This window comes from Streptomyces sp. NPDC051104 (assembly GCF_040682835.1).
GTDB lineage: Bacteria > Actinomycetota > Actinomycetes > Streptomycetales > Streptomycetaceae > Streptomyces > Streptomyces cynarae.
The window spans coordinates 175,307-192,342 of the sequence record NZ_JBFBBS010000002.1; the positions used below are offsets into that span (position 1 = coordinate 175,307).

11 protein-coding genes are annotated in these 17,036 nt (G+C 71.1%); 6 read left to right on the forward strand and 5 right to left on the reverse strand.

Annotated elements, in window-relative coordinates:
- The first annotated feature begins 295 nt into the window (after positions 1–295).
- A complete protein-coding gene (locus AB0N14_RS05460; RefSeq protein ID WP_366024399.1) occupies positions 296–895 on the forward strand; it encodes a hypothetical protein in 600 nt (199 codons plus the stop codon).
- A 139-nt stretch (positions 896–1,034) separates the two neighbouring features.
- Here AB0N14_RS05460 and ppdK read toward each other — a convergent pair whose 3' ends face one another.
- Together ppdK and AB0N14_RS05470 are read right to left on the reverse strand one after the other, a co-directional pair.
- Positions 1,035–3,728, reverse strand: coding sequence for a pyruvate, phosphate dikinase (gene ppdK / locus AB0N14_RS05465; RefSeq protein WP_366024602.1), 2,694 nt, complete (start codon positions 3,726–3,728; stop codon positions 1,035–1,037).
- Between the two features lie 503 nt (positions 3,729–4,231).
- Positions 4,232–5,452, reverse strand: a complete 1,221-nt coding sequence (locus AB0N14_RS05470; RefSeq protein WP_366024400.1) for an ROK family protein — start codon at positions 5,450–5,452, stop codon at positions 4,232–4,234.
- 130 nt (positions 5,453–5,582) lie between these two features.
- On the opposite strand from AB0N14_RS05470, the gene AB0N14_RS05475 reads away from it, so the two are divergent.
- From AB0N14_RS05475 to AB0N14_RS05485, 3 genes are all read left to right on the forward strand, one after another.
- The gene (locus tag AB0N14_RS05475; protein WP_366024401.1) at positions 5,583–7,160 is read left to right on the forward strand and encodes a hypothetical protein; all 1,578 of its coding nucleotides are present in this window, start codon (positions 5,583–5,585) and stop codon (positions 7,158–7,160) included.
- Positions 7,157–9,094, forward strand: coding sequence for a glycogen debranching N-terminal domain-containing protein (locus tag AB0N14_RS05480; RefSeq protein ID WP_366024402.1), 1,938 nt, complete (start codon positions 7,157–7,159; stop codon positions 9,092–9,094). Before AB0N14_RS05475 ends, AB0N14_RS05480 begins: the two co-directional genes overlap by 4 nt.
- Before the next feature lie 601 nt (positions 9,095–9,695).
- Complete coding sequence (locus tag AB0N14_RS05485; RefSeq protein WP_366024603.1) at positions 9,696–11,258, forward strand: CDP-alcohol phosphatidyltransferase; 1,563 nt, start codon at positions 9,696–9,698, stop codon at positions 11,256–11,258.
- Here AB0N14_RS05485 and dusB read toward each other — a convergent pair whose 3' ends face one another.
- Positions 11,259–12,428, reverse strand: a complete 1,170-nt coding sequence (dusB, locus tag AB0N14_RS05490; RefSeq protein ID WP_366024403.1) for a tRNA dihydrouridine synthase DusB — start codon at positions 12,426–12,428, stop codon at positions 11,259–11,261. It abuts the gene before it with no gap.
- An 82-nt stretch (positions 12,429–12,510) separates the two neighbouring features.
- Here dusB and AB0N14_RS05495 point away from each other — a divergent pair, with 82 nt between their 5' ends.
- Positions 12,511–13,956: an MFS transporter gene (locus tag AB0N14_RS05495; protein WP_366024404.1), complete on the forward strand. Its 1,446-nt coding sequence runs from the start codon at positions 12,511–12,513 to the stop codon at positions 13,954–13,956.
- A gap of 12 nt (positions 13,957–13,968) precedes the next feature.
- Here the strand turns inward: AB0N14_RS05495 and AB0N14_RS05500 are convergent, their stop codons facing one another.
- Entirely contained in the window at positions 13,969–14,889 is a 921-nt protein-coding gene (locus AB0N14_RS05500) for a helix-turn-helix transcriptional regulator (RefSeq protein ID WP_366024405.1), read from the reverse strand.
- A 101-nt stretch (positions 14,890–14,990) separates the two neighbouring features.
- On the opposite strand from AB0N14_RS05500, the gene AB0N14_RS05505 reads away from it, so the two are divergent.
- Positions 14,991–16,418 carry an MFS transporter gene (locus AB0N14_RS05505; protein ID WP_366024406.1) on the forward strand — a complete coding sequence of 476 codons (1,428 nt, stop codon included), beginning with the start codon at positions 14,991–14,993 and terminating at the stop codon, positions 16,416–16,418.
- Positions 16,419–16,575: 157 nt separating this feature from the next.
- On the opposite strand, the gene AB0N14_RS05510 is transcribed toward AB0N14_RS05505, so the two are convergent.
- Positions 16,576–17,022, reverse strand: coding sequence for a septal ring lytic transglycosylase RlpA family protein (locus AB0N14_RS05510; protein WP_366024407.1), 447 nt, complete (start codon positions 17,020–17,022; stop codon positions 16,576–16,578).
- Between the last annotated feature and the right edge of the window lie 14 nt (positions 17,023–17,036).

Consider the following 17,036-nt stretch of genomic DNA (forward strand, 5'->3'; position numbering starts at 1 on the left):
GGGGGCGGGGGGTGGGTGTGAGGGTTCCGGGGCGGGGCTGGGGCGCGCTGTGAGACGGAAGCAGAGTAGCGGGGCGGTGTGGCCGAAGGCGCCGCGCAGGCAGTCGTCGAGGGCGGCCAGGCAGCCGCCCGGCCCGTGAATGTGTCGCACCTGCGGGTCGCGCCTCATGCGGCCGCTGCCCAGCGCACAGCCCGGCCACGAGGCCTGCGCCGGGGGCCGGGCGCCGGGGGCCGGGCGCCGGGTCCGCGGGACGCCCCTACGACCGTTGTCAGAGCCGACTGGCAGAGTGTTCGACATGGAGCAGGAGCACCAGCAGCGCACGTCAGTTCGCCTCGTCGTCGTGGATCCGGAACTGGACGCTCAATGCGACCGGGTGGAGCAGCACTTGCTGGTTCCCCTGGCCCGGGCTCCCCGTGGAGCGGGTGAAGACGCGCTGTTCACGGGCGGGCTCGCGGCCTTCCGGCGTATCCGGGCGGTCCTGACCGAAGCTGTGGCACGCGGGCCGAGGGTGTGGACGCCGAACGGTCGCTGGGAACATGAGGGCCTGCGCGCCCTCCAGCTGCCCACCGGCGACACAGACCTGTTGTACGCGCTGCTGCGTGAGCTGTCCGGAGCCCTTGTCGTTCCGCCTGGGTCAGGCGTCGTCGCCGGCTTCCTCGGCGAGGCCTCCGCGACCGGCGAGTCCGCGGTCGGCCTGGTCGGTGCGTTGGCGCGTGTGCTGTCGATGGTGGACCTCGCGCCCGACGCCGACACCGACGTCCTCCTCGCCGCGCTGGAGGCAGCCGGGGACGAGGACGTGCGGCTCTCCTACGCCCAGGAGGAGGCGTGGCAGCGGCTCGCCCACCGGGTCACCATGCTGCTGACGGAGTCCGCTCCACTGCACCGTTTCTTGTAAGGATCTGCTGACGCGAGAGGGCGGCACCCCCCGCACAGGGGTGCCGCCCTCTCTCGGTGCTCCGGAACCGCTGCCGTGTCGGTGAGGGTCGGGGTGACCGGCAGCGGTTCCGGCGTTCGGTAAAGGTCCGCCGGAGGACCTACCGGTGGTCGCTTCCCTGCGACTGCGACGCCGCGCGGCCGGCCTCCAGGCGGGCCACGGGGATGCGGAACGGGGAGCAGGAGACGTAGTCCAGGCCCACCTCGTGGAAGAAGTGCACCGACTCCGGGTCACCGCCGTGCTCGCCGCACACGCCGAGCTTCAGGTCGGGGCGGGTGGCGCGGCCCGCCTTCGCGGCGTCGCGGACCAGCTTGCCCACGCCGTCCTTGTCGATCGTCTCGAACGGGGAGACGCCGAAGATGCCCTTCTCCAGGTAGGCCGTGAAGAAGCTCGCCTCCACGTCGTCCCGGCTGAAGCCCCACACCGTCTGCGTGAGGTCGTTGGTGCCGAAGGAGAAGAACTCGGCGGCCTCCGCGATCTGACCGGCCGTCAGCGCGGCGCGCGGCAACTCGATCATCGTGCCGATCGCGAGGTTCAGCTCCATGCCCGTCGCCGACTCGACCTCCGCGATGACCTTGTCGGCCTCATCGCGGACGATCTCCAGCTCCTGGACCGTGCCGACGAGCGGGATCATGACCTCGGCGCGCGGGTCGCCCTTGGCCGCCTTGCGCTCGGCCGCCGCCTCCGCGATCGCCCGGACCTGCATGGTGAACAGGCCGGGGATGACCAGGCCGAGACGTACGCCGCGCAGGCCGAGCATCGGGTTCTGCTCGTGCAGCCGGTGCACGGCCTGGAGCAGGCGCAACTCGTTCTCGTGCGGCTCCTGGCGGGATTCGGCGAGGGCCACGCGGACCGACAGCTCGGTGATGTCCGGCAGGAACTCGTGCAGCGGCGGGTCCAGCAGGCGGACCGTGACCGGGAGGCCGTCCATCGCCTCGAACAGTTCCACGAAGTCCTTCTTCTGCAGCGGCAGGAGCTGCTTGAGCGACTCCTCGCGCTCCGTCTCCGTGTCCGCCAGGATCAGGCGTTCCACCAGCTCACGCCGGTCGCCGAGGAACATGTGCTCGGTGCGGCACAGGCCGATGCCCTGGGCGCCGAAGCGGCGTGCGCGCAGCGCGTCCTCGGCGTTGTCGGCGTTGGCGCGCACCCGCAGGCGGCGCTTGCGGTCCGCGAAGGCCATGATCCGGTGGACCGCCTCGACCAGCTCGTCGGCGTCGTCGGCGCCCGCGTGCATCCGGCCCTCGAAGTACTCGACGACCGGGGACGGGACGACCGGGACCTCGCCCAGGTACACCTTGCCGCTGGAGCCGTCGATGGAGATCAGGTCGCCCTCCTCGACGACCTGCCCGCCCGGCACGGTCATCCGGCGGCGCTTGGTGTCGACCTCCAGCTCCTCCGCGCCGCACACACAGGTCTTGCCCATGCCGCGTGCGACGACGGCCGCGTGGGAGGTCTTGCCGCCGCGCGAGGTCAGGATGCCCTCGGCCGCGATCATGCCGTCCAGGTCGTCGGGGTTGGTCTCGCGGCGGACCAGGATGACCTTCTCGCCGGAGCGGGACCACTTCACCGCGGTGTACGAGTCGAACACCGCCTTGCCGACCGCCGCGCCCGGCGAGGCCGCGATGCCGCGTGCGACCTGCTGGACCTTGGCCTTCTCGTCGAACCGGGGGAACATCAGCTGCGCGAGCTGCGCGCCCGTCACCCGCTGCAGCGCCTCGGCCTCGTCGATCAGGCCCTGGTCCACCAGCTGGGTCGCGATGCGGAAGGCCGCGGCCGCCGTCCGCTTGCCGACGCGGGTCTGCAGCATCCACAGCTTGCCGCGCTCGATGGTGAACTCGATGTCGCAGAGATCCTTGTAGTGGTTCTCCAGCGTCTCCATGATCTGCAGCAGCTGGTCGTACGACTTCTTGTCGATGTTCTCCAGCTCCGCGAGCGGGACAGTGTTGCGGATGCCCGCGACCACGTCCTCGCCCTGCGCGTTCTGCAGGTAGTCGCCGTAGACGCCCTGGTGGCCGGAGGCGGGGTCCCGGGTGAAGGCGACGCCCGTGCCGGAGTCGGGGCCGAGGTTGCCGAAGACCATCGAGCAGACGTTGACCGCGGTGCCGAGGTCGTGCGGGATGCGCTCCTGGCGGCGGTAGAGCTTGGCGCGGTCGCCGTTCCAGGAGTCGAAGACCGCCTTGATGGCGAGGTCCATCTGCTCGCGCGGGTCCTGCGGGAAGTCGCGCCCTGCCTCCGTCTTGACGATCTTCTTGAACTTGGCGACCAGCTTCTTCAGGTCGGCCGCGTCGAGCTGGGTGTCGTCGGCGACCTTCTTGGCCTCCTTGGCGGCCTCCAGCGCGTCCTCGAAGAGCTCGCCGTCGACGCCGAGGACCGTCTTGCCGAACATCTGGATGAGTCGGCGGTAGGAGTCCCACGCGAAGCGGTCGTCGCCGGCCTGCTTCGCCAGGCCCTGCACGGACTTGTCGGAGAGCCCGATGTTCAGGACGGTGTCCATCATGCCGGGCATCGAGAACTTGGCCCCGGAGCGGACGGAGACGAGCAGGGGGTTGTCGGGCTGGCCGAGCTTCTTGCCCATCTTCTTCTCGAGGGCCTCGAGGTGCGCACTCACCTCGTCACGCAGTGCCGGGGGTTCCTCGCCGCTGTCCAGGTAGACCTTGCAGGCCTCGGTGGTGATCGTGAAGCCCGGAGGGACCGGCAGGCCCAGGTTGGTCATCTCGGCGAGGTTCGCGCCCTTGCCGCCGAGAAGGTCCTTGAGGTCCTTGTTGCCTTCGGTGAAGTCGTAAACGAACTTCATGCCCTCGACGCCGTTCTCTGTTACGTGGCGATCTTTGTTTTCCGACACGGTCTCGACTCCTCGAGGACGCGGTGGCTGCCCTGACGGCGAGGAACATACCCAGATCAAAGGCGTCTGGGTACGTCCACTTGTCCGTCATGCGCCCGTAACCACTCGTCCGCCACCGGATCGAAAGTCAAGGCTTGGCAAGTGGCGATCGGGCGATGTTTTCACTTGTTGAAGGCATCAACGCCCGCAGAGGGGGTCTGATGCTCACATGAGCGGGTCTCGGCACTTCTGATTTTCGATCGATGAACGATCAAGGCGTGACACTCAGTGCCACCCCTTGAGGAAGTGCAACCGCCCAAGATCCGCTCATCTGAGCGCAACCCCTATCAGGGGTGGCGAGAATCACGCTAACCGAGGTCGCCCGATTTCACCATGCGGACGCCGATCCGGACCGAAATGCAACTGTCACGCACACGACAAGAACCAGGAGGGATCTCCGGGCGTGGACAGGGGCTTCAGACACCCAGTGCCTTCAGCCGCTCCTCCACCCGCGCCGGTGCGTACAGGTGCTCGACGACCAACGCGCCCGCACCCACCAGCCCCGCCCGCTCCCCGAGCCGCGAGACCACCACGTCCAGATGCGCGGTGGAGCGGGGCAGCGCCCGCTGGTACAGCAGTTCCCGTACGCCCGTCAGGAACGGCGTCCCGGCCAGGTCGCCCGCGATCATCAGCACCCCCGGGTTCAGCAGGGTCACCACGGTCGCCAGCACCTCCCCGACCCTCCGCCCGGCCTCCCGCGCGAGCGCGACGGCCTCCGGGTGCCCCGCGGCCAGCAGGTCCCGTACGTCCGAGCCGGAGGCGGCAGGCACCCCTGCCTGAGCCAGCCGGCCCGCCACGGCACCGCCGCTCGCGACGGCGGCCAGGCAGCCGTAGGACCCGCACCGGCACAGCGCGTCGGCGCCCTCGGGGACCCGGATGTGCCCGATGTCGCCGGCGCCCCCGTCGACGCCGCGGTAGATCCGGCCGTCCACGACCACACCCGCTCCGATACCGGTGGAGACCTTGACCAGCACGAACGCCCGGCAATCCTGGTGGGCGGTGCGCTGTTCGCCGTACGCCATCAGGTTCGCGTCGTTGTCGACCAGGACGGGGACGTCTGCGGCGCCGCGCGCGTGCTCGGTGAAGGCGCGGGCGAGGCGCCCCGTTATGTCGTAGCCGTCCCAGCCCGGCATGATCGGCGGCTGCACGACCCGGCCGGTGTCGCTGTCGACGGGCCCCGGTACCGCGAGGCCGATCCCGCAGACCTCGTGCGCCTGATGGCCCGCCTTGTCGAGGAGTCCGGCGAACCAGCGGCCCAGTTCACCGAGGACGGCGTCCGGGCCCTCCTCCAGGAGCAGGACGCCGGTGTGCTCGGCCAGGATCTCACCGGCCAGGGTGAGGACGGCCGCGCGGGCGTGCCGGGTGTCGAGGTCGGCGGCGAGCACCACGGCATGGGCGTCGTCGAACTCCAGCGTGATCGAGGGGCGTCCGCCCAGCGGCGAGTCGACCGGTCCGCCCGCACCCTCGCGCAGCCACCCGGCCCGGAACAGCCGGTCCAGGCGCTGGCCGACCGTGGCCCGGGACAGGCCGGTGGCCTGCTGCAGGGCACCCCGGGTCGTGGCGCGGCCACTGCGCACCAGTTGGAGCAGATCTCCGGCGCCGGCCGACCCGCCCGGCTTTCCGGCTCTTCCGCTCATGCACACCCCCTTGCGTTCACCAACCCTGCATTACATAGTGAGTTTTGCGGGTTAAATAGACGTAACCCTACGGTAGCCACTGCCGAACCGCGCCGAACCGTTCGGCCGCACGTCTTTCGGGGAGACCTGAGTGGAGCGCACGACCCAACTCACCGCCCGCCGTGCGGAACCGGCGCCTCCCGCGGGTCCCACGGGCTCACCGACCACGTCCCGCCCCCGTGGGACCACCCCTTCCGGGGCACGTGTATACGATCCGGCCGTTCGGGGATCGCTGCACGTCAGGGCGGCGCAGGTACTCGACGCCAACTGGACGGGGACGTCCACGGTCCCCTCGCGCGGGCTGTACCCGCACCAGTGGTCCTGGGACTCGGCGTTCATCGCGATCGGGCTGCGCCACATCTCGCCGTTACGGGCGCAGACCGAGCTGGAGACACTGCTGGACGCACAGTGGGCGGACGGGCGGATTCCGCACATCGTGTTCAACCCCTCCGTGCCCTTCGACGCGTACTTCCCGAGCCCCGACTTCTGGCGCTCCTCCACGGCCGGGCGCGCCGCGGGCGCCCCGCGCACCGTACAGACCTCGGGCATCGTGCAGCCACCGGTACACGCGCTGGCGGCCTGGCTGGTGCACCTGGCCGACCCGGGGCTGTCACTGGCGCGCGGCTTCCTCGCCCGGGTGTACCCGCACCTGGCTGCCTGGCACCGCTATCTGCTGCACCACCGCGACCTGGGCGGCGGCGGGCTGGCCTCGGTGGTGCATCCCTGGGAGCAGGGCATGGACAACAGCCCCGCCTGGGACGCGCCGCTGTCCCGGATCACCCCGGCCCCGGCCCGCTCGTTCCGCCGCGCCGACCTGGCCCACGGCGCGCCGGAGGACCGGCCGACGGATCTGGACTACGGGCGGTACGTACGATTGGCGACGGAGTACCGCGACGGCGGATACGCCGACGGAAACAGCATGTTCGCGGTGGAGGACCCGGCGTTCAACGCGCTGCTGATCGCGTCGGAGCACGCGCTGGCGTGTATCGCACAGGAGTTGGGCGCACCGGGGACGGCACGGCAAGCCCGCGCGGAGCGCCTGACGGGGGCTCTGATCGACCGGCTGTGGGACCCGGTGGAGGGAATGTTCTTCTGCCGGGACGTGTATGGGGGCGAGATGCGCAAGAGCGGTGCTCTCGATCGAGATCAGCGCTTCGGGAGCAGCGCTCCCGGATCAGAGCGCCGCTCCCCCACCGGCACCCTCGTCCCCGAGCGCACCGTCTCCGGCCTCATCCCCCTGCTGCTGCCCACCCTCCCGCGCGACATCACCACCGCCCTCCTCCGCACCCTGCGCGGTCCGCACTTCTCACTCGGCGACGCCACCCGGCTCGTGCCCAGCTACGACCTGCTCGGCGAGGCATTCGACCCGCACCGGTACTGGCGCGGGCCCGCCTGGTTCAACACCGGCTGGCTGCTGGAGCGCGGTCTGCGCCTGCACGGCGAGCAGGCGGACGCCGACGCGCTGCGCGAGGCCCTGCTGGAGACCGCGGGCACCTCCGACTTCGCGGAGTACGTCGACCCGTACACCGGCGAGGCGTGCGGAGCGGCCGGCTTCGGCTGGACCGCCGCCCTCACACTCGACCTGCTCCACGACCAGCCCGGACAGGGCGTGTCCCCGACGGGCACCGGCACGTTCGACAGGAGTGACAAGGGAGGGGGCCGGGGATGACCGACCGGCATCATCTGCTCGTGTGCGGCGGGACGTTCGCCGCCGTGAGCGACAGCGGGGACATCACCGGGGTGCGGGGCGTCACCTCCCCGTCCGGGTTGTTCGTACGGGACGCACGCCATCTGAGCCGCTGGCAGCTCACCGTGGACGGCGCGGTGCCCGAGACACTCACGCCGGTCGCCGACGGGGACACGGCGCGCTGCGTCCTCGTGCCGCGCGGAGGCCGCCAGGAGCCGCCCGCGCACACGCTCTTCCGCGAACAGGCCGTCGTCGACGGCGCGTTCGTGGAGTCGCTGCGCGTCACCAGCAACCGCCCGGTGCCGACCACGGTCCGTGTCGCGGTCACCGCGGACGCCGACTTCACTGACCAGTTCGAGCTGCGCTCCGACCACCGTACCTACGCCAAGACGGGTGCCGTGCGCTTCCGCCGGGTACGCGAGGACGGCGTGGAGTTCGGCTACCGGCGCGGCGAGTGGCGGTCCTGTACAAGGGTCACGGCGGAGCCCGCTCCGGACGGTGTCGAGGAGACCGGCACGGGCGCCCGGCGCCTGGTGTGGACGTTGGAGCTGGAACCGCACAGCTCGGCGGAACTGTCCCTGCGGGTCGCCGCCCGGCCGCACGGGGCGGCTCAGGACCCGGTGGTCCCCGCGTCCCCGGCCGCCGCCAACCACCAACTCCTCCGCCTGGAGGGCGAGTTCATGGAAGGCATCGCCTTCCCCACCGGCTGGCCCGAGCTGGCCACGGCCTGTGCGCGGGGCCTGTCCGACCTGGCCGCGCTCCAGGTCCCGGCGATGGGCCCCGACGGCGAGGAGCTGCGCGTCCCGGCGGCCGGCGCGCCCTGGTTCCTCACGCTCCTCGCCCGCGACGCACTCCTGACCTCCCTCTTCGTGCTCCCCTACCGCCCCGAGCCGGCGGCGGCCACCCTGCCCGCGCTCGCCGCGGCCCAGGCGACCGAGGTCGCCGCGGGGTCGGTCGCCCAGCCGGGGAAGATCGTGCACGAGGTGCGGCACGGGGAGCTGGCACACTTCGGGCAGGTGCCGTACGGGCGGTACTACGGCTCGGTCGACGCGACACCGCTCTTCCTGGTGCTGCTCGGGGCCTACGTCGAGCAGACCGGTGACACGGCGATGGCTCGCCGCCTGGAGCCCCACGCCCGCGCCGCGATCGGCTGGATGCTGGACCACGGCGGCCTCACCTCGCGCGGGTACCTGGTCTACCGCGCCGACCAGGGCGGCCTCGCCAACCAGAACTGGAAGGACTCCCCCGGCGCGATCTGCTCCGCCGACGGGAGCCGCCCCACCGGGCCGGTGGTGGCGGCGGGCGCGCAGGGCTACGCGTACGACGCGCTGCGCCGCACCGCGCACCTGGCGCGCACGGTGTGGGAGGACGAGGTGTACGCGGCGCTGCTCGAACAGGCGGCCGCGGATCTGCGCGACCGCTTCCAGCGGGACTTCTGGATGGACGACCAGGGGTTCCCGGCGCTGGCGCTGGACGGCGGTGGCAACCAGGTGGACGCACTGGCCTCGGACGCGGGGCATCTGCTGTGGTCGGGCCTGCTGGACAAGGAGTACGGGGAACTGGTGGGCCGCCGCCTCCTGGAGAAGGACTTCTTCTCGGGCTGGGGCGTCCGCACCCTGGCCGCGGACCAGGCGGCGTACCACCCGATGTCGTACCACCGCGGCTCGGTCTGGCCGCACGACAACGCGCTGATCACGCTGGGCCTCGCCCGCTACGGCCTGCACGACGAGGCCCGTGCGGTCGCCCACGCCCTGGTCGACGCGGCGACGGCGACGGGCCACCGGCTGCCGGAGGTGCTCGCCGGGTACGGCCGCGACAGCCACCCGGAGCCGGTGCCGTACCCGCACGCCTGCGTGCGCGAGTCCCGCTCGGCGGCGACACCACTCGCCCTGCTCACGGCAGTGGGCACGGCGTAGCCCCCACAGACACCCGGGACCGCGCGGAGCCAATGGGCGGGCGGCGCGCGGCCCCGGGGCGACTCTTTCCCGATCGCCTCACCTGTGCGACCCGACGTACTCCCAGAGTGGGTTGACCTCGGATTTGCCGGGTGTTTGCCAGGTGCTGGGGCGCCGTGGTGAACGCATGTACCCGGCCACCCGTACGGGATGACGGCGGGTCGGCCTCCCCAGCGTGGCCCGCCCTCCACCACGGGCTTCGCACGGAAGGACCCTCGGGTTGCCTCTCAACACGCGCGCACCACACACGACGAGCAAGGCGGGGGCGGCCACCGACGGGGTCCTGCCGGCGGAGGAGGACGAGCGGCCGGTGCCGGAGGCGGAGCCCGCCGCTCCGGACGAGCCCGCCGACCGTACGACGGAGCCGGACGCCGAGGACGCACCCGCGGCCGAGGACGAGGCGGCGGAAACCGACGCGGTGGAAAACCCGGCCGGCATAGCCAACGGCCCCCGTCTCCGCTTCCGCCGGCGCACCTGGTGGGCCGACCACCCGCTCGCCGCCCGCGTCCTCGGTATCACCGTCACCGTGCTCGCCGGTGTCCTCGTCGTCGTCTCGCTCGTCATGCCCAACAGGCCCGCGAGCTTCCGGCCGGCCATGTTCACGCGGATACCGGTGGAGGCGCTGATAGGGGCCGTCGTGCTGACCGCTCTGCCCCGGCGGCCGCGGCTGGTCGTCGCCTGGGTCGGCGGTGTCGTACTCGGCGTGCAGACCATGCTCAACCTGCTGGACGCCGGCTTCTACCAGTACCTCGGCCGCGACTTCAACGCCGTCCTCGACTGGCCCCTCCTCAGCGACGCCTACTCCTACCTCCAGGACACCCTCGGCGGAGCGGGCGCCCTGGGAGTCCTGTGCGCGGCCGTCGCGATCGTCCTCGCCGTCCTCGCCGTCTCGGCGCTCTCGGTCGTGCGGCTCGGCAACGTCATGGCCCGGCACCGCACCACCACCACCCGTACCGTCCTCGTGCTCAGCATGGTGTGGATGACCTGCACGGTCCTCGGCCTCCAGGTCGGCGGCGTGCCGCTGGCCGCCGAGCGCACCGTCACGATGCTCAAGGTCCGCTCCGACCTCATCCGTCAGACCCTCAGGGACGAGCGGGACTTCGCGAAGACCGCCAGGGTCGACGCCTTCGGCGCCACCCCGGGCTCGCAGCTGGTGCCCGATCTGCGCGGCAAGGACATGATCTTCACGTTCATCGAGAGCTACGGCCGCAGCGCCATCGAGGACCCGATCATGGCACCCGGCGTCGACAAGACCCTCGACACCAGCACCCAGGCCCTCGCCAAGGCCGGCTTCCACGCCAAGAGCGGCTGGCTGACCTCGGCGACGTACGGCGGCAGCAGCTGGCTCGGCCACTCAACGTTCCTGTCGGGCCTGTGGATCGACAACCAGAGCCGCTACCGCACCGTCACCACCAGCGACCACCTCAGCCTCACCAAGGTGTTCAAGAAGACCGGCGCCTGGGATACCGTCGGCGTCATGCCCGGTGTGCAGAAGGGCTGGCCGGAGCAGAAGTTCTACGGCCTCGACAAGGTCTACAACGCCTTCGAGATGGGCTACAAGGGCCCGAAGTTCAGCTGGTCCACCATGCCCGACCAGTACGCGCTCGAGGCGTTCCAGCGCCTGGAGCACGGCAAGAAGCGCGACAAGCCGCTGATGTCGGAGATCATCCTGACCTCCAGCCACACCCCCTGGGCCCCCATCCCCAAGATGGTCGGCTGGGACCAGCTCGGCAACGGCTCGATCTTCGACGCCATCCAGAAGGCAGGCAACAAGCCCGACTACACCTACACCAGCGACACCCACTCCAAGGAGGAGTACGGCAAGTCCGTCCAGTACTCGGTGACCGCCCTCACCCAGTTCCTGGAGCGCTACGGCAACGACGACACCGTGCTCGTCTTCCTCGGCGACCACCAGGCGAACGCCCACGTCAGCGGCAACCACGCCAGCCATGACGTGCCCTGCGCGATCGTCGCCAAAGACCCGAAGGTCCTCGACAGGATCGCGAGCTGGGGCTGGACGGACGGCCTGCGGCCCGCGCACAACGCGCCGGTGTGGAAGATGAGTTCCTTCCGCGACCGCTTCCTGACGGCGTACGGCTCCACGCCGCACCCCTCCAAGGACTGATCAGCCTCCGGAGGTGTCGAGCTCCGCGTCCTCGCCGACCCCCGCGCAGTCGTACGGGTCCTTCAGCCAGCCGTCCGGCAGCACCACCCGGTTGTTGCCGGACGTACGGCCGCGGGGCCCGTCGGCGCCGGACGGCCAGGGCTGGTCGAGGTCCAGTTCGTCCAGGCCGGCCCGCAGTTCCTCCAGGGAGGAGGTGATCGCGAGCCGCTTGCGCATCTCGGAGCCGACCGCGAAGCCCTTCAGATACCAGGCCACGTGCTTGCGGAAGTCGATGACGCCGCGCGACTCGTCGCCGAGCCACTCGCCGAGCAGGGTGGCGTGCCGGACCATGACGTCCGCGACCTCGCGGAGGGTCGGCCTGGCGATGTCTTCCGTCCGCCCCTCGAAGGCCGCCATCAGGTCCGCGAACAGCCACGGCCGTCCCAGGCAGCCGCGACCCACGACCACCCCGTCGCAGCCCGTCTCGCGCATCATCCGCAGCGCGTCCTCGGCCGACCAGATGTCGCCGTTGCCCAGCACCGGGATCTCCGGCACATGCTCCTTCAGCCGCGCGACGGCGTCCCAGTCCGCCGTGCCGCCGTAGTGCTGGGCGGCCGTACGCCCGTGCAGCGCGATGGCCGTCACGCCCTCCTCGACGGCGATCCGCCCGGCGTCGAGGTAGGTGATGTGGTCGTCGTCGATGCCCTTGCGCATCTTCATGGTGACCGGGAGGTCGCCGGCGCCGCTGACGGCCTCGCGCAGGATCGCCCGCAGCAGGTTCCGCTTGTATGGCAGCGCGGAACCACCGCCCTTGCGGGTCACCTTCGGCACCGGGCAGCCGAAGTTGAGGTCGATGTGGTCGGCGAGGTCATCTTCCGCGATCATGCGGACGGCCTTGCCGACGGTCGCCGGGTCGACGCCGTACAGCTGGATCGACCGCGGCCGTTCGCTCGCGTCGAACTTGATCAGCTGCATGGTCTTGTCGTTGCGCTCGACCAGCGCCCGCGTCGTGATCATCTCGCTCACGAACAGACCCTTGCCGCCGCTGGCTGCATCCTTTGATTCGCCTCCGGCGAAGGACCTGCACAGGGTGCGGAACGGCGCGTTCGTGATCCCGGCCATGGGCGCGAGCACGACGGGCGGCTGGACGGTGTGCGGGCCGATCTGCAAGGGGGACTCGGTCATGGGCATTGCCCCATTGTCGCGTATAGGCAATGATCAGGTAGCACTCATTAGTTAGACACACTATCAATGCCGTCGTACCATGGACCGCATGCCCGAGCTCAGCCATCGCCGACGTCTCCTGGTGCTCGCGATCTGCTGCATGAGCCTGCTGATCGTGAGCCTCGACAACACCGTCCTGAACGTGGCGCTGCCCTCGATGCAGCGGGAACTGCATGCGAGCGTCTCCGGTCTGCAGTGGACGATCGACGCGTACACGCTGGTCCTGGCCTCGCTGCTGATGCTCGCGGGTTCCACGGCCGACCGGATCGGCCGCAAGCGCGTTTTCATGGCGGGCCTGATCGTCTTCAGCGTCGGCTCCCTGCTGTGCTCGCTCTCGCCGAACCTCGAACTGCTGGTCGTGTTCCGCATGGTGCAGGCGGTGGGCGGTTCGATGCTCAACCCGGTCGCAATGTCGATCATCACCAACACCTTCACCGACGCCCGTGAACGCGCCCGCGCGATCGGTGCGTGGGGTGCCGTGGTCGGCATATCCATGGCCGCGGGCCCACTGGTCGGCGGGCTGCTGGTGGACTCGGTCGGCTGGCGGTCGATCTTCTGGGTCAACCTGCCGGTCGGACTGGCCGCGCTCCTGCTCACCCTGCGCTTCGTCCCCGAGTCCCGGGCGCCCAAGGCGCGTCGCCCGGACCCGGTCGGCCAGCTGCTGGTGATCGCCCTGTTCGGCTGCCTGACGTACACGATCATCGAGGCCCCGGACGCGAGTGCCGCAAGGATCGTCCCGTTCGCCGTGGTCGCGTTCGTGGCCCTCGTCGGCCTGTTCTGGTACGAGCCGCGCCGCGCCGAACCGCTCATCGACCTGCGCTTCTTCCGCTCGGCGCCGTTCAGCGGGGCCACGGTGATCGCCATCAGCGCGTTCGCGGCCCTCGGCGGCTTCCTGTTCCTGTCCACGCTCTATCTGCAGAACGTACGCGGCCTGGACGCGCTGCACGCGGGCCTGTGGATGCTGGCGCTGGCGGCCCCGACGATGCTGTGCGCCCCGCTGTCCGGCCGCCTGGTCGGCAACCGCGGGCCGCGCCTGCCGCTGCTGGTGGCGGGCTGTGCGATGACCGCGAGCGCGGTGCTGTTCGCGGCCTTCGAGGCGGAGACGTCGAACACCATGCTGCTCGTCGGCTATGTCCTGTTCGGCATCGGCTTCGGCTTCGTCAACGCCCCCATCACCAACACAGCCGTCTCCGGCATGCCCCGCGCCCAGGCCGGCGTCGCCGCGGCGGTCGCCTCCACCAGCCGCCAGCTCGGCCAGACCCTCGGCGTGGCGGTGGTCGGCGCGGTGCTGGCATCCGGTGTGACGGCGTCGGCGTACAGGCAGACGTTCGTCTCGGCGGCCCGCCCCGGCTGGTGGATTCTCGTCGCCTGCGGTGCGGCTGTGCTGATACTCGGGGCGCTCACCACCGGCCGGTGGGCCAGGAGGACGGCCGAGCGCACGGCTGACCGGCTCGAGTCCCCCGAGGTTCGTGAGGCCTCCGGCGTCTCCGCCTAGCACCTCCACGGGTCAGGCGGCGCTCCGCTCCGACGCGATCGCCTGCAACTTCTCCAGCCGCTCCCGCGACTCCCGGTCCGCCGGCGCGTACGTCACCATCCGGGGCCCGTTGTGCGGCCCGAGCCACAGATCGGTGTGGTCGAGGGTCAGCAAGCCCACGTGGGCGTTGCGGAACTGCTTGCGCTTGCTGCGGGAGCCGACCACCTCGTGCCGTTCCCAGGCCTCGCGGAACTCGGCGGACTCTGTCATCAGCCGATTGAGCAGCATCTTCCAGGCGGGCTCACCGAGGTGGTCGGCCATGTTGGCACGGAACTTGGCGGCCATCAGCCGCATGGTCGCCTCATGCTCGACGATCGCCGCCCGCCAGTCCGGGTGCGTGTAGCACAGCACCATGCAGTTGCGGTCCGCCGGTGGGACGGCATCGAGGTCGCACATCAGCAGCCCGTAGGTGCGGTTGTAGGCGAGGATGTCGTACCGGCTGTTGGAGATGCAGGCCGGGAGCGGCTCGAGCTGTTCCAGCAGGATGCGCTGGGCGTCGGTGACCGACGGGCAGTGCGCGCCGGGTGCGGGGTCGACGGCCCCGGCCAGGTTGAACAAGTGGGCGCGTTCGCTGGCGTCGAGCAGCAGGGTGCGGGCGAGGGAGTCGAGGACCTGGACGGAGACCTGGATGTCCCGGGCCTGCTCCAGCCAGGTGTACCAGGTGACACCGACCGCGGCGAGCTGCGCGACCTCCTCGCGGCGCAGCCCCGGGGTGCGGCGGCGCCGGCCGCGGGGCAGTCCGACCTGCTCGGGGGTGATGTGCTCGCGGCGGTGCCGCAGGAACGCGGCCAGTTCATGCCGCCGGATCTCGGATGCGCGCCGATCGGGCGCCTCCGCCTCCCGGTCCGCCCTCGTCTCGCGGACCGCCGCCGTCTCCTGCACCATGGTCGCCATGCCCCCAGCCTGCCGCCCTGCGGAGCCTGTTTCCAGGTAGTGCTGGTACCAGGATGAGAACACTCTGGTACCACTCTGAGAGTCGGCGGAGGCTCGATGGCGTGACCGAGACTCTGACTTCCCGTATCGTCCGCTCGCCCGTGGAGACCCCACGGCTGGGCGGGCTCGGACTGTTCACGGTGCTGCTGGGCGCGGCACTGCCCCTCATCGACTTCTTCATCGTCAACGTCGCCCTTCCGACCATCGGCAAGGACTTGCACGCGGGTGAGGCCGTCCTCGAACTGGTCGTCGCCGGGTACGGGGTGTCGTACGCCGTGCTGCTGGTACTCGGTGGCCGGCTGGGCGACCTGTTCGGCCGGCGCGAGTTCTTCCTCTACGGGATGGCCGCCTTCGGTGTGACCTCGCTGGCGTGCGGGCTCGCCCCGACCGCATGGACGCTGGTGGCGGCGCGCGTCGCGCAGGGCGCGGCGGCCGCGGCGATGCTGCCGCAGGTGCTCGCCACGATCCAGGCGGCGACCAGCGGGCAGCGCCGCGCCAAGGCGATGGGCCTGTACGGCGCGACGGCCGGTCTGTCCATGGTGGCCGGGCAGATCCTCGGCGGTGTGCTGGTGGCGGCGGACATCTGGGGCACCGGCTGGCGTTCGGTGTTCCTCGTCAACGTGCCGGTCGTGGTGGTCGGCCTGTTCCTGGGCGCGCGGGCGGTCCCGGAGACTCGCTCACAGCACCCGGAGCCGGTGGACGGGCCCGGCACGGTGCTGCTCGCCGTCTCGCTGCTGACCCTGCTGGCGCCGCTGACCGAGGGCCGGGCCGCGGGCTGGCCGCTGTGGACCTGGCTGGCACTGGCCGCGTTCCCGTTCGCGGCGTGGGCGTTCTACGCGGTGGAGCGCCGCGCGGACCGGCAAGGCCGTACGCCTCTGGTGCCGCCGAGCCTGCTCGCGCTCACGTCGCTGCGGCGTGGACTGGTGATGATGGTGCCGTTCTCGATCGGGTTCAGCGGTTTCATGTTCGTGATCGCGGTCTCGCTGCAGCAGGGCGCGGGGCTCGGTCCGGTCCCCGCGGGTCTGGCGCTGACGCCGATGGCGGTGGCGTTCTTCGTGGTCTCGCTGTACGGGCCTCGGCTGGTCGCCCGCTTCGGCACCCGGGTGGTGACCGCCGGGGGGCTGATCCAGGCGGTCGGCATCGGGCTGCTGGTCCTGACCGCCTGGCGCTCCTGGCCGCATCTGGGCGTGTGGGAGCTGCTGCCGGGCGCGGCGGTCGCGGGCGCGGGCCAGGCGCTCCAGCTCCCGATCATCATGCGGATCGTCCCGTCCGAGGTGCCGACGGCACGGGCGGGCGTCGGCAGCGGTGTCATGGTGACGACGCAGCAGTCGGCGCTGGCGCTGGGCGTGGCGACGCTCGGCACGCTGTTCCTGACGCTGGTGCCGGGCATGGGCATGCGGGACGCCCTGGTGACGACGCTGCTGGTCCAGCTGGCCGGCATCGCCGTGACGATCGCTCTGAGCCTGCGGCTGCCGCGCACGATCGGCTGAGGGCGGTGACCCGGTGCGGGGCGCCCGTGACTCGGCGCGGCCACGGACGCTCCGTGGCCGCGCCGGGCGGCAGGTCTCTGCCGGGGAGGGCCGAAGTCCGCTGATGACGGTCAGAGGTTGGCGATATCGGCAGCGGCCTCGGCTGTCTTCCGCGGCATCAGTCGAGCACCTGTTGGGTGACGACGATGTGGCCCTGGTCGGGATCGAGGACGCCGCCGAGCCGGCTGAAGGCTCCGTCGGTCAGGTCCAGGCACTTGGGTTCCTGGGGGGTCTGCTGGAAGGTGCCGCGGTCGTTGATGCGGACGACCAGGGACCTGCCGTTCGCCACGTTCGTGACTTTCACCCTGGTCCCGAACGGCAGTTGCGGGTTCCGGGTCAGGGAGGTCGCCGCGGTGTCGGCGTTGTTGTCGAATACCTCGCCGCTGGCGGTCAGCGCGCCGGCCGGTATGGGGCCGTAGCGCGTCGCCCAACACTGGTCGGCGGCTGTCTGCGCGGCGCCCGCGGCAGGCGCTGCACCGGCGGAAGTGGTGGGCGCCAGCACCATGAGCGCGCCGAGGACCGTGGTCCCGACGGCCAGGCGGGCGGAGGGTATGACGCGATTCATCGCTTTTCTTGCCT

Coding starts and splice junctions, on each gene's coding strand:
- AB0N14_RS05500 (WP_366024405.1), bottom strand. CDS start 14,889: ATGGCGACCATGGTGCAGGAGACGGCGGCGGTCCGCGAGACGAGGGCG.
- AB0N14_RS05485 (WP_366024603.1), top strand. CDS start 9,696: ATGCCCAACAGGCCCGCGAGCTTCCGGCCGGCCATGTTCACGCGGATA.
- AB0N14_RS05510 (WP_366024407.1), bottom strand. CDS start 17,022: ATGAATCGCGTCATACCCTCCGCCCGCCTGGCCGTCGGGACCACGGTC.
- AB0N14_RS05495 (WP_366024404.1), top strand. CDS start 12,511: ATGCCCGAGCTCAGCCATCGCCGACGTCTCCTGGTGCTCGCGATCTGC.
- ppdK (WP_366024602.1), bottom strand. CDS start 3,728: ATGAAGTTCGTTTACGACTTCACCGAAGGCAACAAGGACCTCAAGGAC.
- dusB (WP_366024403.1), bottom strand. CDS start 12,428: ATGCCCATGACCGAGTCCCCCTTGCAGATCGGCCCGCACACCGTCCAG.
- AB0N14_RS05480 (WP_366024402.1), top strand. CDS start 7,157: ATGACCGACCGGCATCATCTGCTCGTGTGCGGCGGGACGTTCGCCGCC.
- AB0N14_RS05470 (WP_366024400.1), bottom strand. CDS start 5,452: ATGAGCGGAAGAGCCGGAAAGCCGGGCGGGTCGGCCGGCGCCGGAGAT.
- AB0N14_RS05460 (WP_366024399.1), top strand. CDS start 296: ATGGAGCAGGAGCACCAGCAGCGCACGTCAGTTCGCCTCGTCGTCGTG.